20 protein-coding genes are annotated in these 23,718 nt (G+C 71.7%); 13 read left to right on the top strand and 7 right to left on the bottom strand.

The window, feature by feature from the left end; all coding sequences use genetic code 11:
* The first annotated feature begins 268 nt into the window (after positions 1–268).
* Entirely contained in the window at positions 269–703 is a 435-nt protein-coding gene (locus KHA85_RS00275; protein ID WP_213184393.1) for a universal stress protein, read from the top strand.
* 132 nt (positions 704–835) lie between these two features.
* The gene (locus KHA85_RS00270) at positions 836–1,183 is read left to right on the top strand and encodes a hypothetical protein (protein WP_131885935.1); all 348 of its coding nucleotides are present in this window, start codon (positions 836–838) and stop codon (positions 1,181–1,183) included.
* A 58-nt stretch (positions 1,184–1,241) separates the two neighbouring features.
* On the opposite strand, the gene KHA85_RS00265 is transcribed toward KHA85_RS00270, so the two are convergent.
* The 5 genes from KHA85_RS00265 to acnA form a co-directional block, all read right to left on the bottom strand.
* On the bottom strand, positions 1,242–2,804 hold the full coding sequence (locus tag KHA85_RS00265; protein WP_213184392.1) for a pyridoxal phosphate-dependent decarboxylase family protein: 1,563 nt from the start codon (positions 2,802–2,804) through the stop codon (positions 1,242–1,244).
* Positions 2,801–4,165, bottom strand: a complete 1,365-nt coding sequence (locus KHA85_RS00260) for an MFS transporter (RefSeq protein ID WP_213184391.1) — start codon at positions 4,163–4,165, stop codon at positions 2,801–2,803. Before KHA85_RS00260 ends, KHA85_RS00265 begins: the two co-directional genes overlap by 4 nt.
* Positions 4,166–4,228: 63 nt before the next feature.
* Positions 4,229–5,071 carry an aldo/keto reductase gene (locus tag KHA85_RS00255; protein ID WP_213184390.1) on the bottom strand — a complete coding sequence of 281 codons (843 nt, stop codon included), beginning with the start codon at positions 5,069–5,071 and terminating at the stop codon, positions 4,229–4,231.
* Between the two features lie 30 nt (positions 5,072–5,101).
* The gene (locus tag KHA85_RS00250) at positions 5,102–5,671 is read right to left on the bottom strand and encodes a TetR/AcrR family transcriptional regulator (protein WP_043568887.1); all 570 of its coding nucleotides are present in this window, start codon (positions 5,669–5,671) and stop codon (positions 5,102–5,104) included.
* 92 nt (positions 5,672–5,763) lie between these two features.
* Complete coding sequence (gene acnA, locus KHA85_RS00245; RefSeq protein WP_213184389.1) at positions 5,764–8,565, bottom strand: aconitate hydratase AcnA; 2,802 nt, start codon at positions 8,563–8,565, stop codon at positions 5,764–5,766.
* A gap of 253 nt (positions 8,566–8,818) precedes the next feature.
* Here acnA and KHA85_RS00240 point away from each other — a divergent pair, with 253 nt between their 5' ends.
* From KHA85_RS00240 to KHA85_RS00205, 8 genes are all read left to right on the top strand, one after another.
* Positions 8,819–9,349: an Rv1476 family membrane protein gene (locus KHA85_RS00240; protein WP_213184388.1), complete on the top strand. Its 531-nt coding sequence runs from the start codon at positions 8,819–8,821 to the stop codon at positions 9,347–9,349.
* Between the two features lie 361 nt (positions 9,350–9,710).
* Positions 9,711–11,237 (top strand): NlpC/P60 family protein, encoded by a 1,527-nt coding sequence (locus KHA85_RS17760; protein WP_308936804.1) that lies wholly within the window; start codon positions 9,711–9,713, stop codon positions 11,235–11,237.
* 14 nt (positions 11,238–11,251) lie between these two features.
* Positions 11,252–12,391: an AAA family ATPase gene (locus KHA85_RS00230; RefSeq protein WP_438802035.1), complete on the top strand. Its 1,140-nt coding sequence runs from the start codon at positions 11,252–11,254 to the stop codon at positions 12,389–12,391.
* The gene (locus KHA85_RS00225) at positions 12,388–13,371 is read left to right on the top strand and encodes a DUF58 domain-containing protein (RefSeq protein ID WP_213184386.1); all 984 of its coding nucleotides are present in this window, start codon (positions 12,388–12,390) and stop codon (positions 13,369–13,371) included. The genes KHA85_RS00230 and KHA85_RS00225 overlap by 4 nt, the downstream gene beginning before the upstream one ends.
* Positions 13,368–14,348 carry a VWA domain-containing protein gene (locus KHA85_RS00220; RefSeq protein WP_213184385.1) on the top strand — a complete coding sequence of 327 codons (981 nt, stop codon included), beginning with the start codon at positions 13,368–13,370 and terminating at the stop codon, positions 14,346–14,348. Before KHA85_RS00225 ends, KHA85_RS00220 begins: the two co-directional genes overlap by 4 nt.
* 64 nt (positions 14,349–14,412) lie before the next feature.
* Positions 14,413–15,144, top strand: a complete 732-nt coding sequence (gene fabG1, locus KHA85_RS00215; RefSeq protein WP_043567277.1) for a 3-oxoacyl-ACP reductase FabG1 — start codon at positions 14,413–14,415, stop codon at positions 15,142–15,144.
* A gap of 1 nt (position 15,145) precedes the next feature.
* The gene (gene inhA / locus KHA85_RS00210; protein ID WP_007629338.1) at positions 15,146–16,003 is read left to right on the top strand and encodes an NADH-dependent enoyl-ACP reductase InhA; all 858 of its coding nucleotides are present in this window, start codon (positions 15,146–15,148) and stop codon (positions 16,001–16,003) included.
* 5 nt (positions 16,004–16,008) lie between these two features.
* A complete protein-coding gene (locus KHA85_RS00205; protein ID WP_061915118.1) occupies positions 16,009–17,073 on the top strand; it encodes a ferrochelatase in 1,065 nt (354 codons plus the stop codon).
* A gap of 10 nt (positions 17,074–17,083) precedes the next feature.
* Here KHA85_RS00205 and KHA85_RS00200 read toward each other — a convergent pair whose 3' ends face one another.
* Complete coding sequence (locus KHA85_RS00200; RefSeq protein WP_213184384.1) at positions 17,084–17,896, bottom strand: Rv1486c family protein; 813 nt, start codon at positions 17,894–17,896, stop codon at positions 17,084–17,086.
* Positions 17,897–17,963: 67 nt separating this feature from the next.
* Between KHA85_RS00200 and KHA85_RS00195 the strand changes: the two genes are divergently transcribed.
* On the top strand, positions 17,964–18,785 hold the full coding sequence (locus tag KHA85_RS00195; RefSeq protein ID WP_007629106.1) for a DUF3097 domain-containing protein: 822 nt from the start codon (positions 17,964–17,966) through the stop codon (positions 18,783–18,785).
* On the opposite strand, the gene KHA85_RS00190 is transcribed toward KHA85_RS00195, so the two are convergent.
* The gene (locus KHA85_RS00190) at positions 18,769–19,404 is read right to left on the bottom strand and encodes a TVP38/TMEM64 family protein (protein ID WP_308936803.1); all 636 of its coding nucleotides are present in this window, start codon (positions 19,402–19,404) and stop codon (positions 18,769–18,771) included. The genes KHA85_RS00195 and KHA85_RS00190 overlap by 17 nt on opposite strands.
* A gap of 163 nt (positions 19,405–19,567) precedes the next feature.
* Here KHA85_RS00190 and KHA85_RS00185 point away from each other — a divergent pair, with 163 nt between their 5' ends.
* Together KHA85_RS00185 and scpA are read left to right on the top strand one after the other, a co-directional pair.
* Positions 19,568–21,406, top strand: a complete 1,839-nt coding sequence (locus KHA85_RS00185) for a methylmalonyl-CoA mutase family protein (RefSeq protein WP_213184383.1) — start codon at positions 19,568–19,570, stop codon at positions 21,404–21,406.
* A gap of 1 nt (position 21,407) precedes the next feature.
* Positions 21,408–23,681: a methylmalonyl-CoA mutase gene (gene scpA / locus KHA85_RS00180; protein ID WP_213184382.1), complete on the top strand. Its 2,274-nt coding sequence runs from the start codon at positions 21,408–21,410 to the stop codon at positions 23,679–23,681.
* Positions 23,682–23,718: the final 37 nt, after the last annotated feature.

Below are 23,718 nucleotides of genomic sequence, written 5' to 3'. Positions count from 1 at the left end.
GCGCGTGTGACTAAAGAAACCCTAGTGCACTACTCCGACAGCCACGCTTCAAGACGCGCAACCCGTTCACATCAGTCCAACAAGGCGCACTCGGGAGCGGGTCATCATCCTGCCGGACGGCACGGAGGACTTGTGGAGCCAGGAGTACATGGAGATCGTCGAACGAGCGTAACTGCGCGCTGCCAGGGCAACCCGACTACGGTGAGAGGTGTCGTCGGTGCACGACATGTCCAGCGCCGTCGACGAACTCGTCGAAGGAGGAGCGCTCATGGACACAGGACCAGTCGTCGTCGGGGTGGACGGTGGCCCAGATTCGCGCCGGGCCCTGACCTGGGCGGCGAACCATGCACGCACTGTCGAGGCGCCGTTGGTCGCCTTGACGGTGTTCGACGTCCCGCCCGTGTACGGCCCGTACGCGATGTCGGGCTGGGAGTCGGCCACGGAACTCGAGGCGCAAGCGAGGCAGGTACTGGCCGACACGGTGCGCGAGACCCTCGGTCCGGATGCGGTGGTGCAGCAGACGGTGATGCGTGGCCACCCGGCGGAGGCGATAGTCGCGGCGTCTCGAGATGCCCGGCTCGTGGTCGTGGGATCACGGGGGCGCGGGGGCTTCGCCGGGATGTTGCTCGGGTCGGTGAGCCAGCACGTCGTCCCGCACTCCCATTGTCCGGTGGTGGTTCTGCCGCGACAGGAGAACACCTGACCCGGTACTAGCCGGCCGGCGCCGCCGAACGCCCGCCGTTCGATCCCCGGCCCGAGGCGCGCCGTCGATTCGCCGGTCACATAGGCCACCCTTACCAGGCCTTATGTCCCTCCGGCCTGAGAGAATCGCCGTATGGACATCGTCTTCAACATCGTGCTCATCCTGCACTTCATCGGCCTGGCGGGCATCATCGGCGGCTGGCTGGCGACCATCAAGGCGCCCCACGTCAACAAGGCGATCCTGCACGGCGCAATCCTGCAGGTGGTCACCGGCCTGCTGCTGGTGGGCCTGCGGGAGATGGACGACGTCGACGTCAACCACATGAAGATCGGCATCAAGCTGGTCATCGCGATCGCCATCCTGGTGGTGGCCATCCTCGGCGTCCGCAAGGAGGCCCGCGCGCAGGGCACCACCGCGACGCTGGCCCACGTCGCCGGCGTGCTCGGCATCGTCAACGTCGCGATCGCGGTCTTCGTCTGACGCACCCCGCACGGCGCACCGCCCCTCGACCTCGAGTCGGGGGGCGGTTCTCGTCTGCTCACTCCATGACGGCCGCGAGGTAGGCGCGGACGAGCCGGGCCCCGACGTCGGCGGGGAGGCGTTCGACCGCCGCCATGAGTGGAGCCATGCCGCCGCCCGCTCCGACACCGGGCGCGTCCGCGAGGACCCCCGACACCATGGCGTGCACGTCGTCCTCCGGTAGCGCGAGCAGATCGCCGGGGGAGAGGGCGCCGGAGTCCAGCGCGGCGAGGACGTCGCCGAACGCGGCCGGAGGCGTCGGCGCGCCCTGACCGCGTACCTCGTCGGCGGCCTCACGCGCCACCAGGAGGATGTCGTCGACCAGCCGTTCGGTCACCGGCGTGACGGTGAGATGAGACGACGACGACAAGGCGCCCCGCTCCTGGCGGTGGGCGGGCTGCGCCTGGACGGAGATGCCCCTCCGACCGCAGGCGTCGGCCCAGAGGTGGGGGTGGACGCGTCGGCCATCGGGGACGGTGTCGTCGGTGGCGACTGCGATGAGTGGACCCGGGTCGCGATCGAGAACACGCAGTCCCTCGATGGCGGACAACCCCTCGACCAGGCGGTCGGTGGCGCGGGCGGTGCGGGCGACGAGTTCCCGCTGCCCGTCGTCGCCGAGTGCCTCGAGCACCGTCCACGCCGCGGCCGCGGGTTCGAGGGGCTTCGACCCGGCGAGCGTCGGGTTGACCACGGGGTAGCCCGGCCAGGCGACGGTGGCGAACCAGGACGCGCGGTGGCGCTCCCGGCCACGGCTGAGCAGAACCGAGGTGCCCTTGGGGGCGAAGCCGTACTTGTGCAGATCCGCCGAGATGCTCGTGACGCGCGGCACGCGCAGGTCCCACCGCGCAGCTCCGGCCGCGGGCCAGTACGGCAGCACCAGCCCTCCGAGGCAGGCGTCGACGTGCAGCCCGATCCGCGGGTCCTGGCGTGCCTCGAGCCCGGCGGCGACCTCGGCGACCGGGTCGATCACCCCGTTCGGATAGGCCGGGGCCGAGCACACGACCAGCACGGTGTGCTCGTCGACCGCGGCGAGCAACTCCTCCGCGGTGACCCGCCCCGTCGACGGGTCCACCTCGACGCCCACGAAGCGCAGTCCCAGCAGGTGGGCGGCCTTGCGGAACGCGGCGTGCGCGGTGACGGGAGCGACGATCGTGCCACCGCTTCCGGGCTCGCGGCCCGAGACCTCGCGGGCGGCGAGACAGGCGAGGATGCAGCTCTCGGTCCCGCCGGAGGTGACGCTGCCGTAGACCTCACCGCCGTCGGCCGCATCGCCACCGGCCGCATCGCCACCACGTGCAGCGCCGCCGGGCGCACCACCGAGGATCGCGCGGACGCGGTCGACGATCCCGCCGTGGATCTCGGCGACCGAGGCGAACACCGTGGGATCCAGGCCGTTGACCCCGTGCGCCAAGCGGGCGGCGCGGGTCGCCAGCTCGTCGAGCTCCTCCAGCCCGGAGTCGTAGACATAACTGATGACCCGCCCACCGATCGTGGGTGGATCCTGCGCCCGCAGCGCGGCCAACCGGGCCAGGGCGTGCTCCCCACGGTCGGCGATCTCGAGGGCCAGGGGATCGGGGGTCATGCGCGCTCCGTCCATCGGGGATAGGACCTGCCGAGGGTCCGGATCAGCAGCAGGCTCGTCGCCGCGAGGACCGCGGGGACCAGGGAGAACGCCAGGACGATCGCCCAGTGCGCCGACCCGGGCTGATCGGCCACCCCGCCGGACCGGAAACCACCGACCGCCAGCAGGGCGAGGACGACCACCGGCCCCAACGCCATCGCGCCGGTCTCGGAGGCCGTCCACAGGCCGCTCATGGCGCCACTTCGTCGTCGTCCCCCCAAGGTGCGGTCCAGGTCGGTGCAGTCGGGCAGCATCGACATCGGTAGCGCCTGCATGCCCGCGTACGCGACGCCCGCCAACGCCACCGGCACGTGCACCCACTCACCCGGCGCGAACCCGGCCGGGACGAGCAGGAGGGTGGCGAGCGTGAACAGGGCCGTCGCCGCGGCGAGAGCCGGCACCTTGCCCCGCGCGTGCGCGAGCCGCGCCCACAGCGGCATCACCAGCAACGCCGGCCCCACGAGGGCCAGGAACAGGCCCGTCAACGCGGTCTCGTCGCCCAGCACGTACGTCGCCACGTACTGACCGCCCGCGAGCATCACCGCCGTGGCCACCGCCTGCAGGCAGAACACCACCACCAGCAGCCGGAACGGCCGGGTGGTCCGCAGCGCGTCGAGGCCGTCGCGGTACTCGTGGGCGAGGCCGCCCGCGGGCGCGTCGGCGCGCATGATCGTGCGGCGGCCGGCCACGAACGTCGACCACAGCATCCCCACCAGCATCAGCGCGGCCACGCCCGCGGCCATCACCACGTACCCCGTCGCCCCGCCGCCGGCCGCGTCCCGCAGCGCCGGGCCGCCACTACCGGTGAGCAGGATCGCCGCGGCGAGCACCGCCACTCGCCACGCCAACACCGTCACGCGGGCGGCGGCGTCCTCGGTGAGCTCGGCCGGCAGCGCGAGGTACGGCACCTGGAAACACGAGTACGCGAGCGAGGCCAGCAGGAAGAAGCCCATCACCCACACGCCCGCCGCGCCCGTGCTCCAGTCCGTCGGCGCCGCGAACGTCGCGACGAACAGCACCGGAAGCGCCAGGGCGCCGGACAGCATCAGGCCCGTGCGGTAGCCGGTGCGGTGCGACGCGCGGTCGGAGATCGCCCCGATGAGGGGATAGGCGAGCACGTCGACGACCTTGGGCACCAGCACGAGCACCGTCGCCACCGCCGCGGCGACCCCGATCGAGTCGGTGAGGTAGTACGCCAGCACCAGGCCGGGCAGCGTGCCGAACGCGCCCGTACCCAGGCTGCCCGCCGCGTACGAGGCCAGGACCGGGGCCGTGGTGGCGCGGTCGCGCTCCGCCCGGTCGGGCACGTCGGTGGTGGTCATGGACCGACTCTAGGGCCCGTCGCCCACATCCCGCCGGCCTTCGCCTGCGGATTCGGTGAGGGTTCAGCCGCGCCAGTCGAAGACGTCCGGGTCCGGGCCGGAACGCGTGCCGTTGTGCAGCGCCGAGACCGAGGCCATCTGCTCGTCGGTCAGCTCAAAGTCGAACAGCTCAAGGTTCTCCTGCATCCGCGCGGGGTTGGAGGACTTCGGGAACACGATGTCCCCGCGCTGCAGGACCCACCGCAACACCACCTGGGAGACGGTGCGCCCGACCTGCTCGGCCAGCGCGGTGAGCTGCGGGTCGCCGAACACCGACCCCTGGGCGAGCGGGCTCCACGCCTCCACCGCGATGCCCCGCTCGACGCAGGCGGCGCGGAGCTCGTCGTTGACGAAGTAGGGGTTCGATTCGATCTGGTTGACCGTCGGGGTGCTCAGCCCGGCATCGGCGAGACGGGCGAGGTTCGCCTCCGTGAAGTTGGAGACGCCGATCGAGTCGACGGGCAGGTCGGAGCGGATCTCCTCCATGGCCTCCCAGACCCGCGCGACATCGTTGTGCATGGCCAGCGGCCAGTGGACGAGGTACAGGTCGATCCGGCCGCCGAGCGCCTCGAGCGACCGCTCGGTGGCCTCACGGGCGGCCGTGCGCTCGTGGAAGGTGTTGCTGAGCTTGGTCGTGATCCAGAACTCCTCGCGCGGTATCCCGGAGGCGGCCACCGCCCGGCCCACGCCCTCCTCGTTGCCGTACATCTGCGCGGTGTCGAGGTGCCGGTACCCGACCTCGATGGCGTCGGTGACCACCTTCTCGGTGTCCGCGGGCGGGACCTGGAACGTGCCGAACCCGAGTTGCGGGATCGACCGCCCGTCGTTCAGTTCGATCGTCGGGACGTACGTCTGGGGTGTGCTCATGCGCTACAACGTACGCCCCGGCGCGCGTTGTCACCCCTGACCGGTGCGCAGCGACGCCTCCACGAGGTCCAGCATCTCGCTGACGTGCTCGGTGCCGCGGCCGGTGGCCAGGTGCGTGATGAGTCCGTCGAGGATGATGTCGAGGTAGACCCGCAGCACGTCGGCCGGGATGTCAGTGCGCATCCGACCGGAGGCCTTCTGCTCGCGGAGTCGAGCGACGATCGCCGCGTCCACCTCCGCCTGCCGGTCCGTCCACCGTTCCCGGAACTCCGGGTCCGTACGGATTCGGCGGGCGATCTCCAGACGCGTGCCGAGCCACGAGAACTCGTCGGGGTCCGCGAGGATCTCCCTCATCACCTGGACGAGGCCCTGCTCGGCGACCGTGGCGGCCATCGCCGCGGCGTCGTCGTGGGCCAGGGCGAGGAAGAGGGCGTCCTTGTCGTCGAAGTGGTGGAAGATGGCGCCGCGGCTCATGCCGGTGGCCTCCTCCAGCCGGCGCACGGTGGCCCCCTCGAACCCGTACTCGGCAAAGCACTCACGGGCGCCGGACAGGATCTGCCGGCGTCGGGCGTCCATGTGGTCCTGGCTGACCCTGGGCATCTCACAACCTTTCTCGCGGATACACCGCGGCGGTGCGCAGTTCCTCGCCCGATTCAGGGAGTACCGCGCACCGCCGTCGATGTGTGAGGGGATCAGCCCTTGATCATGTTGCGCAGCACGTACTGCAGGATGCCGCCGTTGCGGTAGTAGTCCGCCTCACCGGGGGTGTCGATGCGCACGGTGGCGTCGAACTCGACGGTGGAGCCGTCCTCCTTGGTCGCGGTGACCTTGACCGTCTTGGGCGTGGTGCCGTTGTTCAGCTCCTCGATGCCCGTGATGTCGAAGGTCTCCGTGCCGTCCAGCCCGAGGGTCTCGTGGGACTCGCCCTCGGGGAACTGCAGCGGGATGACGCCCATGCCGATGAGGTTGGAGCGGTGGATGCGCTCGAACGACTCGGTGATCACGGCGCGCACGCCCAGCAGGCGGGTGCCCTTGGCGGCCCAGTCACGCGAGGAGCCGGTGCCGTACTCCTTGCCGCCCAGCACGACGAGCGGGATGTCCTTCTCGGCGTAGTTCTGCGCGGCGTCGTAGATGAACGCCTGCGGCGCACCCTCCTGGGTGAAGTCGCGGGTGTAGCCGCCCGTCACGCCGTCCAGCAGCTGGTTCTGCAGACGGATGTTGGCGAAGGTGCCGCGGATCATGACCTCGTGGTTGCCGCGGCGGGAGCCGAAGGAGTTGTAGTCCTTGCGCTCCACACCGTTGGCGTCGAGGTACTGCGCCGCCGGGGTGCCCGGCTTGATGGTCGAGGCCGGCGAGATGTGGTCGGTGGTGACCGAGTCACCGAGCTTGGCCAGGACGCGGGCGCCCTTGATGTCCTTGACGGGCTCCGGCTCCATCTCCATGCCGTCGAAGTACGGGGCCTTGCGGACGTAGGTCGACTTCTCGTCCCACTCGAAGGTCTTGCCGTCAGGGGTGTCGAGGCCGCGCCAGCGCTCGTCGCCGGCGAACACGTCGGCGTACTTGGACTTGTACTCGTTCGACGAGATGGAGGCCTTGATGGTCTCCTCGATCTCCTCGGAGGTGGGCCAGATGTCCTTGAGGAACACGTCGTTGCCGTCGTGGTCCTTGCCCAGCGAGTCGCTGGAGAAGTCGAAGTCCATCGTGCCGGCGATCGCGTACGCGATGACCAGGGGCGGGGACGCCAGGTAGTTCATCTTGACGTCCTGGTTGATCCGGCCCTCGAAGTTGCGGTTGCCGGACAGGACGGCGGTCGCGGTGAGGTCGTTCTCCTGGATCGCGTTGGAGATCTCCTCCGGCAGCGGGCCGGAGTTACCGATGCAGGTGGTGCAGCCGTAGCCCACGAGGTGGAAGCCGAGGGCCTCCAGGTCCGGCCACAGGCCGGCGCGCTCGTAGTACTCGGTGACGACCTGCGAACCCGGAGCCATGGAGGTCTTGACCCACGGCTTGGCGGTCAGACCCTTCTCGTGGGCCTTACGGGCGAGCAGGCCGGCGCCGATCATGACCGACGGGTTGGACGTGTTGGTGCACGAGGTGATCGACGCGATCGAGACGATGCCGTGGTCGAGCACCATCTCCTCGCCCTCGACGGTGACCTCGACCGGCTTGGAGGGCCGGCCCTCGGCGCCGGCGGAGGCGTCGGCGCGGACGGATCCCTCCTCGGCGTGGACGAGCGTGGCGCCCTCGGCCGGGACGTCGCCGTACTGCGTGGAGCCCTTCTGGGTGTCCTCGAGCGTCGTGGCGTCGTCGCCGACGTAGTTGTGGATGTCCTTGCGGAAGGCGCTCTTGGAGTCGGACAGCTCGATGCGGTCCTGCGGCCGCTTGGGGCCGGCGATCGACGGGACGACGTCGCCGAGGTCCAGCTCGAGGTACTCGGAGAACTCGGGCTCCGGGGCCGTGGGGTCGAGCCACATGCCCTGCTCCTTGGCGTAGGCCTCGACCAGAGCGAGCTGCTCCTCGTCGCGGCCCGTGAGGCGCAGGTAGTCGATGGTCTCGCCGTCGATCGGGAACATGGCGCAGGTGGAGCCGAACTCCGGGCTCATGTTGCCGATGGTGGCGCGGTTGGCCAGCGGCACGGCCGCGACGCCGGCACCGTAGAACTCGACGAACTTGCCGACGACGCCGTGCTTGCGCAGCATCTCGGTGATCGTGAGGACCACGTCGGTGGCGGTCACGCCCGGCTTGATCGAGCCGGTGAGCTTGAAGCCCACGACGCGGGGGATGAGCATGGAGATCGGCTGGCCGAGCATGGCGGCCTCGGCCTCGATGCCGCCGACGCCCCAGCCGAGGACGCCGAGGCCGTTCTCCATGGTGGTGTGGGAGTCGGTGCCCACGCAGGTGTCGGGGTAGGCGACGCCGTCGCGGACCATGACCGTGCGGGCCAGGTACTCGATGTTGACCTGGTGGACGATGCCGGTGCCCGGGGGGACGACCTTGAAGTCGTCGAACGCGCCCTGGCCCCAGCGGAGGAACTGGTAGCGCTCCTCGTTGCGCTGGTACTCGATCTCGACGTTCTTGTCGAACGAGCTGTGGTCACCGAAGGACTCGATGATCACGGAGTGGTCGATGACCATCTCGGCGGGGGCGAGAGGGTTGACCTTGTCCGGGTCGCCGCCGAGCTTCTCGACGGCCTCGCGCATCGTGGCGAGGTCGACGATGCAGGGCACGCCGGTGAAGTCCTGCATGATCACGCGGGCGGGCGTGAACTGGATCTCGGTGTCCGGGTCGGCGTTGGGATCCCAGTTCGCCAGGGCGTCGATGTGCGCCTTGGTGACGTTCTTCCCGTCCTCGGTGCGCAGGAGGTTCTCGGTGAGGACCTTGAGGGAGTAAGGGAGCTTCTCCGCTCCCGGGACCGCCGACAGGCGGTAGATGTCGTAGGCCTCGTCGCCGACCTCAAGGGTCCCCTTGGCGCCGAAGCTGTCAATGCTTGCTGTCACGTCAGCTCCACTCGTGGTGTCTATGTCGATTCGTCATCCCTCCCGGAGCCGCCACCTCGTGTGTGTCGGGCGGCGACGCCGGGGCGGACACACGGTCCATTGTGGACCCTGCCATCCGTCTGCGGCCCCCAATTTACCAGTACGGACGTTCTGTATAAACCCGGCACGCCCGAACGTGGGAACGGCACTGCGGTTGTCGCGCCGTCGGCGCGTGGGTTCGGTGCGACGACGACGAGATGGCACCATATCGGGCGTGGACAACCCCGACGATGACGTAGTGACGCTCGCCCGTGAGGCCGGGCCGATCCCGTCGTTGGGCGAGGACGAGGTCCCGCAGTGGCTGGACTTCCCGGCGGTCGTCGCGGATCTCGCCGACGACGGGGTGTCGGCCCCGGAGCCCTTCGTCGAGGGTCTGCGGACGGTGGTCGAGGAGGCGGCGGATCGCGGCCTCGACCTCAAGGTCGTCTACACGGAGGCCCCCGCGGCGGTCTACACGGACGCGCGCGACGTGGCGACGTTCCTCAACGAGGAGTACGAGGGCACGATCCTCGTCCGCACACCCGCCTTCATCGGCAGCTCCAGCGACACGATCCCGCGGCACCGGCTCGAGGCGGGCCAGGACGACGCGTGGGAGGAGTTCGACCCCGTCGCCTCCGCCGCGGTTTTCGCGCACAAGGTCACGGCGCCGACCCCGCCGTGGGGGACCGTCACGGCGGTGACCCTGGTGTTGGCCGTGGTGGCGCTCGTCGCCTTCGTGGTGGCCCTGCGCCGTCGCACCCGGTGACCGCCCTCCTCTGACCGTCCGCCGCTGACCGTCCGCCGCTGCCCCTCCGACGCTGAGCGGACGTCGTCACGCGCGCGGTCCGGCCCGGCGACACGCCGCGTCGCACTGCTGTGAAAATAGTTACAGCAGTGTATTTTTCCGCCTGCTGTTTCACATGTGTTCGCTGTGACTTACGGTGCTTAAGGAACCATCGGTTCTCCCGAGGCGGTAACGAACTCCAGTGGCGCAGGGGAAGGCATCACCGGAGCCCGCGCCGCCCCGGTCACGCGTCCCGCCGTGCGGGGCGCGCGGTCAGCCGCACCCCGGTGCGGTCAGCGGAAGGTGAAACGTGGAGCCTGAGCATTCGTCCCGCCGTGCCCCCGTGGCACGGCAGCCGAAGAGCCCGTCGTGGGCGGCAGGTCGCGCGGCCCTGGCCGCGGCGCTCGTGTTGGGAACGGCCTCCGGGCTGCTGCACCCCCCGGCCGCGGGTGCGCAGGGGGTCTCCGCCGTCGCCGCGGGCGACATCTCCGGTCTCATCCGGGCCGTCGCCGACGCCACCGCGAGACTGGACGGCACCCGGGAGTCGATCGCGGTCAAGCGTGAAGGGGTGAACAAGACCCTCGTCGATCTCCAGATGGCCCGGATCGACCTCGATCGCGCGATCGCCGAGGCCGATCGCACGTCCGCCGAGCGCGCGCAGGCCGACTCCGGTGTCGAGTCCGCCCGCAGCACACTCGACGACTACTCGCGATTGCTGCACCGGCAGGGCACGGCGCCCGGCGCCGCGTCGGCGATCCTCGACCCGGGCGGGCCCGGCGAGGCCGGCCTGCGCCAGGAGTACCTCCGTCGCGCGGCGGCCGACCAGCGTCACGTGGTCGGGGAGATGGTCGCCGCGGCCGACGAGGCCGCCCGCCGGGAGGCCGAGGCGGTCACCGCCCGCGACGCGGCACAGCAGCGGTACTCCGACGCCGCCGCCCGTCGCGACGCCGCCGAGTCGGAGGTGTCCCGGGTCGCCGCCGAGGTCGCCGGACTCGAGGAGCGGGTCGCGGAGCTGACCCGCGAACTCGAGAACCACCGCACCGCGCTCGCGGAGTCCGGGGCCACGCCGGCGGGGCCCCCGTCGGTTCCCGCCTCCGGGATCGACGCCGAGGCCGAGGCCATGCGCGCCGAGGCCCTGCAGGTCCTCGCCGCCGAGCCGGAGGCGGGCGAGCAGGCCGCCGACATCGCGTCCGCCCTACCCGCCCATCTCGACCTGGGCGCCGTGCGCCAGTTCGCCGGCGGGTCCTCGGACCAGGCCACCCGCGCTCTCGGCGGGGCGGTGGGGGGCGCGGTCGACGCGGGCAGCGTGGGAGCCGCCGTCGACGCGGGCATCCGCGGCGACACGGACGCGATCGTGCAGCAGGTCGCCGACGCGATCGGCCGCGCCGACCTCGGGTCGATCGCCCAGGGGCCCGCGTCCCCGGGCACCGGCCACGGCGGGGACCCGGGCACGCCCTCGGGCAACGCGAGGGTGGAGACCGTCGTCAACCGCGCGCTCTCCCAGCTCGGCGTCCCGTACGCCTGGGGAGGGGGAGACGCGAACGGGCCCACGCGCGGAATCCGCGACGGCGGCGTCGCCGACAGCCACGGCGACTACAACAAGATCGGGTTCGACTGCTCCGGCCTGATGATCTACGCCTTCGCCGGCATCGGGAAGGCCCTGCCCCATTACACGGGCTATCAGTACACCGCCGGCCCGCAGTACCCGGTGGCCACCCGCAAGCGCGGCGACATGCTGTTCTGGCCCGGCCACGTGGCGCTGTACCTCGGCGACGGCAAGATGGTCGAGGCCCCGCAGTCGGGGGACGTCGTGAAGATCTCGCCCGTCCGCATGGCCGGCATCTCACCCATGGTGGTCCGGCTGGTCTGAGCCGCGCAGCGGTACTGTCGTCCCCAGCCCGTTCGGACGGCCCGGGCGGGGCCCCCGGAACACCCGACCACGCGAAGGAGCCCTCCGCGGTGAGCGATCCCCACCCCGACCACCCGACCCCGGCCGCCGCGCCTCCCGCGGTGAGCGCCTTGAGCGCCGCCGAGGACGCCCGGCTCCTCGAGCGCGCGGTCTACGAGGTCAAGAAGGTCGTGGTGGGCCAGGACCGCCTGATCGAGATGATCCTGGTCGGGCTGCTCTCCCGCGGTCACATCCTGCTCGAGGGCGTGCCGGGCGTGGCCAAGACGCTGACGGTCGAGACCTTCGCCGCCGTGGTGGGCGGGAGCTTCCGCCGTCTGCAGTTCACCCCGGACCTCGTCCCCGCGGACATCGTGGGCACCCGCATCTACCGCCAGGGCCGCGAGGAGTTCGAGGTCGAGCTCGGCCCGATCCTGGCCAACTTCGTCCTCGCGGACGAGATCAACCGCGCCCCGGCGAAGGTCCAGTCGGCCCTGCTGGAGGTGATGGCGGAGGGGCACGTCTCCATCGGCGGGCAGACCTTCCCCATGCCGAGCCCGTTCCTCGTGATGGCCACCCAGAACCCCATCGAGAGCGAGGGCGTCTACCAACTGCCGGAGGCCCAGCGCGACCGCTTCCTGTTCAAGCTCGTGGTTGACTACCCGAGCCCCGAGGAGGAACGCGAGATCGTCTACCGGATGGGTTCCACCCCGCCGACGCCCACGCAGGTCCTCGGCGTCGACGCGCTCGTGCGGCTGCAGAGCGCGGTCCGCGAGGTGTTCGTCCACCACGCACTGGTCGACTACGTCGTCCGCGTCACCGTCGCCACCCGCGAACCCGCCCGGCACGGACTCGAGGACGTCGCCCGGTGGCTGTCCTACGGCGCCTCGCCGCGCGCCACCCTCGGCGCCGTCACCGCCGCCCGCGCCCTCGCTCTGGTGCGGGGCCGCGACTACGTCGTCCCCCAGGACGTCGTGGACGTCCTGCCGGCCGTGCTCCGCCACCGGCTCGTGCTCACCTACGACGCGCTGGCCGACGAGGTCTCCGCCGACACGGTCGTCCGCCGGGTGCTCGAGGCGGTTCCCCTCCCGCAGATCAGCGCGGTCCCCGCCCAGGCCGGCCCGCCGCCGTCACGGTGACCACCGCGGACGAGGGCAGACGCGACGACCCGGTCGACGCGTCCTCCCGCGCGGCCCTGACCCAGCTCGAGCTGCTCGTCACCCGCCGCCTCGACGGCGTCCTCAACGGCGACCACCGGGGGCTGCTCCCGGGGCCGGGCACCGAACCGGGGGAGGCGCGCGCCTACGAACCGGGCGACGACGTCCGCACGATGGACTGGTCGGTCACCGCCAGGACCACCGTGCCCCACATCAGGCAGACCATCGCGGACCGCGAGCTCGAGACCTGGCTCGTCGTCGACCTCACGCCGAGTCTCGACGTGCAGGGCCGCCACGCCGTGAAGAGGCGCCTGGTCGAGGCGGCGGTCGCGACCGTCGGGTTCCTCTCCGCCGGCGGCGGCAGCCGCGTGGGGATGGTCCTCACCGGCGACGGGCGGCCGCGGGTCCTCCCGGCCACCGGAGGACGCGACCACGTCCGGCGGCTCCTCGAGGAGGTCTCCCGGGCCGCGACCGGTGTCTCGCCCGGGGGCGCGCTCGACGACTGCCTCCACGCGGTCCGCAACGCCGCCCGCCGCCACGGTCTCGTGGTGGTCATCTCCGACTTCCTGTCCGAGGTGGACTGGGAGCGCTCCCTGCGCGTGCTCGGCACCCGGCACGAGTTCCTCGCCGTCCACGTGGCCGACCCGCTCGACATCGCCCTGCCGGTCGTCGGCGCGGCCCTCCTCCAGGACCCCGCCACCGGCGAGGTCCTGGAACTGGACGTCGACGACGCCCTCGCGGCCGACTACCGTCGCGCGGCCGGCGAACACCGCGAGCGCGTCCACTCCGCGCTGCGACGGTGCGGTGCGCCGGTCCTCGCTCTGCGCACCGACCGCGACTGGATCCGCGACGTCATCGACTTCGTCGGCATCCGACGCCGGGGTGGGCTCCCGACCGGCGACAGCGTGACCCGTGATCTACCCGACGACCACCGCCCGGCGGGGGAGGTGACGAGCCGATGAGCCTGTCCGAGTTTCAGCACCCGCTCTGGCTGTTCCTACTGATCGTCCCGGTCGCCCTCGCTGTCGGGTACGTCATCGCGCTGCGCTCGAAGAAGCGGCGCACCGTCCGCTTCGGCAACTTCGGCACCCTGCGTACCGTCGACCGCCGCGGTCGCCGCTGGTTCACGCACGTCCCGGCGGTGCTCCTGGTGCTCTCCCTGCTGGCGCTCGTCGTGGCACTGGCCGGCCCACAGAGGGAACAGAAGGTCCCACGGAACCGGGCCACTGTCATGCTCGTCGTCGACGTCTCCCTGTCCATGGAGTCCACCGACGTCTCACCCTCGCGCCTCGAGGCCGCGCAGCAGGCCGCCACGACCTTCGCCAACAATCTCACCCCGGGCGTCAACCTGGGCCTCGTCTCCTACGCCGGGACCGCCTCGATGCTCGTGGCCCCCACCACGGACCGGGGTCCGGTCGTCCGCGCCGTCGACCGGCTCAGCCTCGACGAGCGCACCGCCACCGGCGAGGCCATCTACACCGCCACCCAGGCGATCACCACCTTCACCGAGAGCCTCGGCGGCCCCGACCAGGCCCCGCCAGCCCGGATCGTCCTCCTCTCCGATGGCAAGGAGACCGTCCCCGCCGACCCCACCGAGGAGCGCGGCGCGTTCACCGCCGCCGAGCGCGCGGCCGAGGCCGGGATCCCCGTCTCCACGATCTCGTTCGGCACCCTCTACGGCACCGTCGACATCCAGGGCCGGCCCCAACCGGTCCCCGTCGACGACGCCTCCCTCCGCACCATCGCCGAGCTGTCCGGCGGCGACTTCTTCACGGCGTCGACCCTCGAGGAACTGGACTCGGTCTACCGCACCCTCGAGGAGCAGATCGGCTACGAGTGGAAGAAGGCCGACGCCTCGCGGCCGTGGCTCATCGTCGGCTCGCTACTCGCCATGACGGCGGCGGCGGGATCGCTCACCGCACACCGCCGGATCCCCTGAGTCCGGCGGGCCGGCAGAACGCACCAGCGCCGGGCCCGCCGGCCCGGCTCGCTAGGGTGGGGGCATGGTTTCCGAGAGCACGCACGGCACCACCCCACGGACAGTCCTCGTGACCGGGGGCAACCGCGGGATCGGACGCGCCGTCGCCGCCAGGCTCCACGCCGACGGCCACCGGGTCGCCGTCACCCACCGGGGCTCCGGCGCCCCCGACGGACTGTTCGGGGTGCAGTGCGACGTCACCGACCCCGACTCCGTCGACGCGGCGTTCACCGCGGTCGAGGCCGAGTACGGGCCGGTCGAGGTGGTCGTGGCCAATGCGGGCACCACCGAGGACACCCTGCTCATGCGCATGAAGGACGAGCAGTTCACGCGCGTGCTCGACGCCAACCTCACGGGGGCGTTCCGCGTGGCCAAGCGCGCCTCGCGCGGGATGCTGCGCGCCCGTTTCGGTCGACTGATCTTCATCGGCTCCGTCGTGGGCCAGTCCGGCACCGCCGGTCAGGTCAATTACGCCTCCTCCAAGGCCGGGCTCATCGGTATGGCCCGTTCGCTCACCCGTGAGCTGGGTTCGCGGAACATCACGGCCAACGTCGTCGCGCCGGGTTTCATCGACACCGACATGACAGCGGGGCTGGACGACAAGACGCAGGAGATGGCCGTCGCCGCCATCCCGCTCGGGCGCAAGGGCTCGGCCGACGACGTGGCCGGGCTCGTGAGCTTTCTCGCCGGCGACGACGCCGGCTACATCTCCGGGGCCGTGATCCCGGTCGACGGCGGAATGGGAATGGGGCACTGACATGAGCCAGACCGAGACGGACGCCACGGTCGCCTCCGGCGATACCACCACGACCGGCGGCGGACTGCTGGCCGGCCGGACGATCCTCGTCACGGGAGTCATCACCGACGCCTCGATCGCCTTCCACATCGCCAAGCACTGCCAACTGCACGGCGCGAAGGTCATCCTCACCGCGTACGGTCGGCCCTCCCTCGTCAAGGCGATCGCGAAGCGCCTCCCCGAACGTCCGCCGGTGATCGAGCTGGACGTGCAGAGCGAGGACGACCTCGCCGCACTGGCCGACCGGGTCCGCGAACACGCCGATTCGCTCGACGGCGTCGTCCACTCGATCGGGTTCGCGCCGCCCAGCTGCCTCGGGGACCCGTTCCTCGACGCGCCCTGGAAGGACGTGGCAGTCGCGCTCGAGGTCTCGGCCTACTCGTACTCCGCCCTGGCCAAGGCCACCAGGCCACTGCTCAACCGGGGCGCGTCGATCATCGGACTCGACTTCGACCCGCGGTTCTCCATGCCCTTCTACAACTGGATGTCGGTCGCCAAGAACGCGCTCGAGGCCGTCAACCGCTACGTCGCCCGCGAACTCGGCCCCGAGGGCGTGCGGTCCAACCTCATCGCCGCCGGCCCCGTCAAGACCCTCGCGGCCAAGGCGATCGCCGGCGAGGCGCTCGGCCCCGGCGGCGAGCTGGACAGGATGCAGGACGAGTGGGATCGGCGGGCGCCACTCGGCTGGGACGTGGACGACCCCACCTCGGTCGCGACGACGGCCGTCGCCCTGCTCTCCGACCTCATGGCCGCCACGACCGGCACCGTCATCTACGCCGACGGCGGCGCCGGGACCGTTTCCTTCAGCGGACAGGAGTGATCTGTATGACCGCATCGACCGACGCCCCCTCCACCCCGGGCGCCACCTCAGGGCAGGTGGACGCCCTGCTGGTGCTCTCGTTCGGCGGCCCCGAAGGCCAGGACGACGTCATCCCGTTCCTCGAGAACGTCACCCGCGGCCGCGGGATTCCGCGCGAGCGCCTCGAGGAGGTGGCCACGCACTACCGGCACCTCGGCGGTCGCAGCCCCATCAACGACCTCAACCGCGAGATCATCGCCAACGTCGAGGCCGAGCTGGCGGACCGCGGCCGCGACCTGCCCGTGTACTTCGGCAACCGCAACTGGACGCCGATGGCCGAGGACACCGTCCGACAGATGGTCGCGGACGGGGTCCGCAACGCCGCCGTCTTCGCCACCTCCGCGTGGGGCGGGTACTCCGGCTGCGCGCAGTACCAGGAGGACATCGCCCGCGCCCGCGAGCAGGTCGAGGGCGCGCCCACCATGGTGCGGCTCCGCCAGTTCTACGATCACCCGCTGTTCATCGAGCGGTTCGCCTCCGACCTGCGGGAGGCCATCGCCTCCGCCGCGCCGGGGGCCCGGGTGATCTTCACCGCCCACTCCGTGCCCACGTCGGCGGACGAGGCGGCCGGTCCGCCGTCCCTCGGCGGCCACCTCTACAGCCGTCAGGTCGCCGAGGCGTCGCGTCTCGTCGCCGAGGCGGCGGGCGTCGCCGACTACGACCTGGTCTGGCAGTCCCGCTCCGGTCCGCCGAGCGTGCCGTGGCTCGAGCCGGACGTCGTGGACCACGTGAGCGAGCTGGCCACCTCGAACGGCGTCACGGACGTGGTGATCGTCCCGATCGGATTCATCTCCGATCACGTCGAGGTCATCTGGGACCTGGACACCGAGCTCGTCGACGAGGTCCGCGAGCTGGGGGTCACGGTCACGCGGTGCGCCACGCCGGGTCCGAGCCGAGAGTTCGCCCGGATGGTGCTCGAGCTCCTCGACGAGGTCGAGACCGGGTCTGCTCAGGACCGCCCCGGTTCCGTACCCGCCCTCGGCCGGAACCGCGACGGCGCCCGCTGCGCCCTCGGCTGCTGCGGGGGCTGACGGCGGCCGACTAGCGCGCCCGGAGAGCGGCGTCGCCGGCCGCGGCCACGGCGGACCGGCGCGCCGCGTCCTTGACCGCGATCAGCCGCCGGAGCACCGGTTCGCGCGCGGCAGGGTCCGCGCCGACGTCCGGCTGGGCCAGGGCGACGGCGATGATCGCCTCGACCCGGTCGATCCGGTCGACGAGCTCCACCACCCGCGAGGGGAGCCCGGCCGGCAACCGCGAGACGTGGCCGTGAATGTCCACGTGCGTGCTCGGGCCGGTCCGCACCGCGGTCCGTTCGATGAGTTCGGCGGCGTCCATGACTGCGCGACCGAGTTCGGCCAGTGCCTCGGACGGACCCGTCGGCTGGGGCGCCACCGGGCAGTCGAGCACCCCGCGCGCCCGCCAGCGCAGCACGTCCGGATGGGGCTGGACGCAGGTCAGACACACCGCCTCGCGGGAGGCGGGATCGCGGACGAGCACACCCCAGCCGGCGTCGGCCACGTCCGCCCGGACCGAGGGGATCGGGGGCAGGCTCGACGAGTCACCGGGCGCTGTCGTGAGCAGCGACAGGACCTCGGGCGCCGGGTGCTCACGGCCCGCGCGCCGCAGGGTGGTCACCAGGTCCGGCAGCAGACCCGTGGGACCGCCGGCGGGGGAGAGCCCGTCCAGCATCCGCACCGGCTCGCCGACGATGTCGAGCAGATGGGACCCGGCGAGGCCGGACACGTACGCGGTCAGTTCGTCGAAGGGTTGATCCGCCCACGCGGTCCGGAGCAGGTGGAGGGGCAGCGGCCACGCCGGTGACAGCACGGAGTCACGGGTGAGGGGTCGGGACATGACGATCGATCCTACCGACGGTGCGCCGCCGATACCCCCGGCGCGATTGCGGCTACGGTGTCTGGCCATGGCAGACATGTACGGTTCCGACATCCTGTCCGGGACGGCGCGGCGGCGCCGCCCGGAGGTCCCCGTCGTCGACGCCGAGCGGGACCTGGTGGTGGAGGACGCCGAGTCCGGGTTCTGCGGTGCGGTGGTGGGTTTCGACCGGAGTTACGACGGCGAGTTCGTCAAACTCGAGGACCGGCACGGTCGGGTCCGCCTCTTCGCGATGACGCCCTCGGCCTTTCTCATCGACGGCTCGCCGGTGACCCTGCGCAAGCCGGCTCCGGCCGCCCGGCGGGGGCCCGCGGTCACGGCCTCGGGGTCGCGGAAGGTCGAGGGTCTGCGCGCCCGCACGGCCCGGGCGGGCCGCATCTGGGTGGAGGGCATCCACGACGCCGCTCTGGTCGAGAAGATCTGGGGCCACGACCTGCGCGTCGAGGGCGTGGTCGTGGAGCCGCTCCACGGCATCGACGACCTGGCCGCGCTGGTCGCCGGGTTCGGACCCACTCCGTCGGCGCGCCTCGGGGTGCTCGTGGACCACCTGGTCGAGGGCAGCAAGGAGTCGAGGATCGTCGCCGGCCTGGGGGAGAACGTCCTGGTCACCGGCCACCCGTACGTCGACATCTGGCAGGCGGTGAAGCCGTCCGCGGTGGGCATCCGCGAGTGGCCGGTGGTACCACGCGGCGAGGACTGGAAGACGGGGATATGCCGACGACTGGGCTGGGGCGAGCCCGCCGACGGGTTCCGGCGGGTGCTGGCGTCGGTGAGCTCCTACCGTGACATCGAGCCGGCGCTGCTCGGCGCGGTGGAGCGGCTGGTGGACTTCGTCACCGAGCCGGCCTGACCGGCAACCGGGCGTCGAGGACCATCCCGGCGAGTCCGACGGCGGCGAACCCGACCGTGGCCCACAGCGCGGCCGCACCGTCGCCGGACGTGAGCGAGTCGCCCAGCAGGATCGCCGCGACGGTTCCCGGGGCACTGCCGATCACCGTGGCCGCGATGAACTGAGGGTAGGGGATCGAGGTCAGGGCGGCGGCGTAGTTCACCACCGAGAACGGCGCGGCCGGCACCAGTCGCAGGCTCCCCACGGACAACCACCCGCGGCGACGGAGTCGGGCGTCCACGGCGGCCACGCGGGGGTGCGCCCGCAGCGCGGCCGTCCGTTCGTGACCGAGCCGCCGCACCGCGACGAACGCCAGTGCCGCCGCGACGCCGGTGGCGACCAGGGAACACGGGATCGCCACGGCCGGGGTGAACAACACGGCCGCCGAATAGGTGAAGGTCGAACGCGGGATCGGCGCGACGGTGACGACGGCGTAGGCGGCGAAGAACGCCGCGGCGAACCACGGCCCGAACTGCGCGGCCCACTCGCGCAGTTGCTCGAGGCCCGGCGTCGGCACGAAGGTAGCGACCAGCACGACGAGCGCCACGGCCCCCACCCACGCGATCACCCGTCCCCGCACGCGGGCGACTGTAGTCCACGCGTACCGGCCAACCCGTCCGGCGTGCGGGCGGACGCCTTCCCCCGCGTGCGGGCCAGCGGGTATTGCCGCGTTCCCTCTGCGAACAGGGCTCGGCTAGAGTCCGACAGTGACCCCCTTCACTCCACACGAGAACGAGGTACCGGTGACCAGTCCGACCACAGGTCCTGACCTTCACTCCTGGTACGCCTCTGTGGGAGCCGTCCTCGCGAAGGCCGCCCGCAAGGATCCCGCCGACATGCCGGAGGACGCGTGGCGCGCCCTAGTGGCCACCACCCGGGACGGAATCGAGATCAACCCGCTCTACACCCGGGTCGACGAGATCGCCGAGCGCCCCGCGCCGGGGCAGTTCCCGTTCGTCCGCGGCGGGGACCGGTCGGGCCTGCCGGAGAGCGGCTGGCACGTCAGCGCCCGCGTCGAGGCGACGGGGGATGCCTCCGAGCTCAACACCGAGGTCCTGGACCTGCTGAACCAGGGCGTCTCGGCGCTCTGGCTGTCCGTGCCCGCCGCGGACCTCGCGGGGGTCCTCAAGGACGTCTACCTCGATCTGGCCCCGGTCACCTTCGACGCGGGCGCCGACCTCGACGAGGTCGCGGGCGCGTTCCTGGACCTGCTGGACCAGCGCCGCTCGGCCGGTGACGGGGTCGCCGACCGTGCCGCGGTCATCGCCGACCTGGGCGCCGCCCCGGTCACCGCCGCTTACGCCGGTGCCGACTCGATCGGACTCGAGGCCGCGGTCGCACTCGCCGCCCGGATGTCCGAGCGTGAGGAGACCATCCGGACCTTCGTCGCCGACGGCACGGTCTTCCACGACGACGGTGCCGGTGACGCCCAGGAGCTGGCCTACGCGGTGGCCGCGGGCCTCGAATACGTGCGCGCGCTCGTCTCGGCGGGCGTGCCCGCCGCGGCCGCGTTGCGCCAGGTCTCGTTCCGGTTGTCCGCGACCGACGACCAGTTCGCCTCGATCGCCAAGTTCCGCGCCGGCCGCCTCATATGGGCCCGCGTCGCCGAACTGCTGGACGCCCCCGAGGCCGGCGGCGCGCCGCAGCACGCCGTGACCTCCGCCGCCATGATGTCGCGCCGCGACCCGTGGGTGAACATGCTGCGCACGACACTGGCCGCATTCGGCGCCGGCGTGGGCGGGGCCACCTCCGTGACGGTCCTGCCCTTCGACGCCTCCATTCCCGGCGGGCTCGAGAGCACCTCCCGCTCGTTCGCCGAGCGCATGGCCCGCAACACCCAGCTCCTGCTCCTCGAGGAGTCCCACCTGGGCCACGTCGTGGACCCGGCGGGCGGCTCCTGGTACGTCGAGTCGATCACCGACTCCCTCGCCGACGCCGCGTGGTCGGCCCTGCAGACCATCGAGGCCGAGGGCGGCCTGGTCGCGGCGATCGAGTCGGGGACCGTCCGCGAGGCGATCGCGCGGGTCCGTGAGGCCCGCGACACCGACATCGCCCACCGCCTGGCGCCTGTCACGGGCGTGTCCGAGTTCCCGAACCTGGCCGAGCAGCCGCTCGACGCCTCCCGGCGCGGCGGCGACGACTACCGGTACGGCCGCGCGTTCGAGGACCTGCGTGACCGCTCCGACGCGCACCTGGAGGCGACCGGGTCCCGGCCGACCGTCCTGTTGGCGGGTCTGGGCCCGCAGGCCGAGACGACGCCGCGTGTGACGTTCGTGGCCAACCTGCTCGCCGCCGGCGGCATCGAGGCGCGTAACCCGGGTGTCACCGAGGCCGGCCAGTACGCCGCCGCCCGCGAGGGTGAGGACATCGCCGTGCTGTGCGGCGCCGACAAGCGCTACGCCACCGAAGGGGAGGGCGCCGTGCGCGCCCTCCGCGACGCGGGCGTGTCGACCGTCTACCTCACCGGGGCCGAGAAGGGCTTCCCGGCGGACGCCACCGACCGCCCGGACGGCTACCTGGCGCTCGGCATCGACGCCGTCGCCGCCCTGACCACCCTCCTCGACCAGCTGGGAGTGAAGTGACATGACGACCTTCCCCGATTTCAGCACCGCCTCCCTCCGCGACACCGACGGCCCCGACGCCCGGGCGGCCGCCGTGGCTGTCGAGGACGGCATCGCCGCCGACGCGCACTGGGAGACGCCCGAGGGTATCGACGTCAAGCGCGTCTACACCAAGGCCGACCGTGACGCCGTCGAGGCCGGCACCGCCCCGACCGACGACGGCGAGAAGGTCACCCCCTTCCCGTTGGACACCGTGCCCGGTCACGCGCCGTTCCTCCGCGGGCCGTACCCGTCGATGTACGTGAACCAGCCGTGGACCATCCGCCAGTACGCGGGCTTCTCCACCGCTGCCGAGTCCAACGCCTTCTACCGCCGCAACCTCGCCGCCGGGCAGAAGGGCCTGTCCGTGGCGTTCGACCTCGCCACCCACCGCGGTTACGACTCCGACCACCCGCGCGTGGCCGGTGACGTGGGCATGGCCGGCGTGGCGATCGACTCCATCCTCGACATGCGGGAGCTGTTCGACGGCATCGACCTCTCGTCGGTGTCGGTGTCGATGACCATGAACGGTGCGGTCCTCCCGATCCTGGCGTTCTACGTGGTCGCGGCCGAGGAGCAGGGGGTGACGCCGGAGCAGCTCGCGGGGACCATCCAGAACGACATCCTCAAGGAGTTCATGGTCCGCAACACCTACATCTACCCGCCCAAGCCGTCCATGCGGATCATCTCGGACATCTTCGCCTACACCTCGCAGAAGATGCCGCGCTTCAACTCCATCTCGATCTCCGGGTACCACATCCAGGAGGCCGGGGCGACGGCCGATCTCGAGCTCGCGTACACGCTGGCCGACGGTGTCGAGTACCTACGTGCGGGCCTGGACGCGGGCCTGGACATCGACAAGTTCGCCCCGCGGTTGTCGTTCTTCTGGGCGATCGGCATGAACTTCTCCATGGAGATCGCCAAGCTGCGCGCCGGACGTCTGCTGTGGAGTGAGCTCGTCGAGAAGTTCGGTCCGAAGAACCCCAAGTCCAAGTCGCTGCGGACCCACTCTCAGACCTCGGGCTGGTCGCTGACGGCCCAGGACGTGTTCAACAACGTCGCCCGCACCTGCATCGAGGCCATGGCATCCACACAGGGCCACACGCAGTCGCTGCACACCAACGCTCTCGACGAGGCGCTCGCGCTGCCGACCGACTTCTCCGCGCGCATCGCCCGCAACACCCAGCTGCTGCTGCAGCAGGAGTCGGGCACCACCCGTCCGATCGACCCGTGGGCCGGCTCGTACTACATCGAGTGGCTCACGGCCCAGCTCGCCGACAAGGCCCGGCTCCACCTGCTGGAGATCGAGGAGGCCGGCGGCATGGCGCAGGCCATCGGCGAGGGCATCCCCAAGCTGCGCATCGAGGAGGCCGCGGCCCGCACGCAGGCGCGCATCGACTCCGGCCGCCAGCCGGTCATCGGCGTGAACAAGTACGTCGTCACCGAGGACCAGGAGATCGAGGTCCTCAAGGTCGACAACTCGCGCGTGCGCTCCGAGCAGCTCGCCAAGCTGGAGAAGCTGCGGGCCGAGCGCGACGAGGACGCCTGCCAGGCCGCCCTCGCCCGACTGACGGAGGCCGCCTCCGGTGGCCCCAGCAGCGACCTGGAGAACAACCTCCTCGCGCTGGCCATCGACGCCGCCCGGGCCCACGCCAGCATCGGTGAGATCTCCGACGCGCTGGAGAAGGTCTACGGTCGTCACAAGGCCGAGATCAAGACCCTGTCCGGTGTGTACCGGCAGGAGGTCACCAAGGAGGGCGCCGTGGACAACGTCACCCGGGCCATGCGGATGGCCGATGCGTTCGCCGAGCAGGACGGGCGCCGCCCGCGGATCCTGCTGGCCAAGATGGGCCAGGACGGTCACGACCGCGGCCAGAAGGTCGTCGGTACCGCGTTCTCCGACCTCGGCTTCGACGTGGACATGGGTCCGCTGTTCCAGACGCCGGAGGAGGTGGCCCAGCAGGCCGCCGACGCCGACGTCCACGTGGTGGGCGTGTCCTCGCTCGCGGCCGGGCACCTCACGCTCGTGCCGGCGCTGCGTTCGGCTCTGGCCGAGGTGGGCCGCGAGGACATCATGGTCACCGTCGGCGGCGTGATCCCTCCCGGCGACTTCCAGGAACTCTACGACGCCGGTGCCGCCGCGATCTACCCGCCCGGCACGGTCATCGCCGAGGCCGCGATCGGGCTGCTCGACACCCTCGCCGGCGAGCTCGGCTACGACCTGTCGTCGGCGGCCACCGACGCCACGGAGGCCTGATCGGACGTGGCACGGCTCGGCTCGGGACCTGATCCGG

This window comes from Dietzia massiliensis (assembly GCF_018390595.1).
GTDB lineage: Bacteria > Actinomycetota > Actinomycetes > Mycobacteriales > Mycobacteriaceae > Dietzia > Dietzia massiliensis.
The sequence above is the reverse complement of the archived record's forward strand: the minus strand, read 5'-3'. Positions and strand labels throughout refer to the sequence as shown.

Bases quoted from the DNA above. Each gene is read 5' to 3' on its own strand.
- fabG1 (WP_043567277.1), top strand. From the start codon at position 14,413: ATGGTTTCCGAGAGCACGCACGGCACCACCCCACGGACAGTCCTCGTG.
- KHA85_RS00220 (WP_213184385.1), top strand. From the start codon at position 13,368: ATGAGCCTGTCCGAGTTTCAGCACCCGCTCTGGCTGTTCCTACTGATC.
- KHA85_RS00265 (WP_213184392.1), bottom strand. From the start codon at position 2,804: ATGACCCCCGATCCCCTGGCCCTCGAGATCGCCGACCGTGGGGAGCAC.
- KHA85_RS00195 (WP_007629106.1), top strand. From the start codon at position 17,964: ATGGCAGACATGTACGGTTCCGACATCCTGTCCGGGACGGCGCGGCGG.
- KHA85_RS00260 (WP_213184391.1), bottom strand. From the start codon at position 4,165: ATGACCACCACCGACGTGCCCGACCGGGCGGAGCGCGACCGCGCCACC.
- KHA85_RS00200 (WP_213184384.1), bottom strand. From the start codon at position 17,896: ATGTCCCGACCCCTCACCCGTGACTCCGTGCTGTCACCGGCGTGGCCG.
- inhA (WP_007629338.1), top strand. From the start codon at position 15,146: ATGAGCCAGACCGAGACGGACGCCACGGTCGCCTCCGGCGATACCACC.
- KHA85_RS00270 (WP_131885935.1), top strand. From the start codon at position 836: ATGGACATCGTCTTCAACATCGTGCTCATCCTGCACTTCATCGGCCTG.
- KHA85_RS00205 (WP_061915118.1), top strand. From the start codon at position 16,009: ATGACCGCATCGACCGACGCCCCCTCCACCCCGGGCGCCACCTCAGGG.
- scpA (WP_213184382.1), top strand. From the start codon at position 21,408: ATGACGACCTTCCCCGATTTCAGCACCGCCTCCCTCCGCGACACCGAC.
- KHA85_RS00255 (WP_213184390.1), bottom strand. From the start codon at position 5,071: ATGAGCACACCCCAGACGTACGTCCCGACGATCGAACTGAACGACGGG.
- KHA85_RS00250 (WP_043568887.1), bottom strand. From the start codon at position 5,671: ATGCCCAGGGTCAGCCAGGACCACATGGACGCCCGACGCCGGCAGATC.
- KHA85_RS00275 (WP_213184393.1), top strand. From the start codon at position 269: ATGGACACAGGACCAGTCGTCGTCGGGGTGGACGGTGGCCCAGATTCG.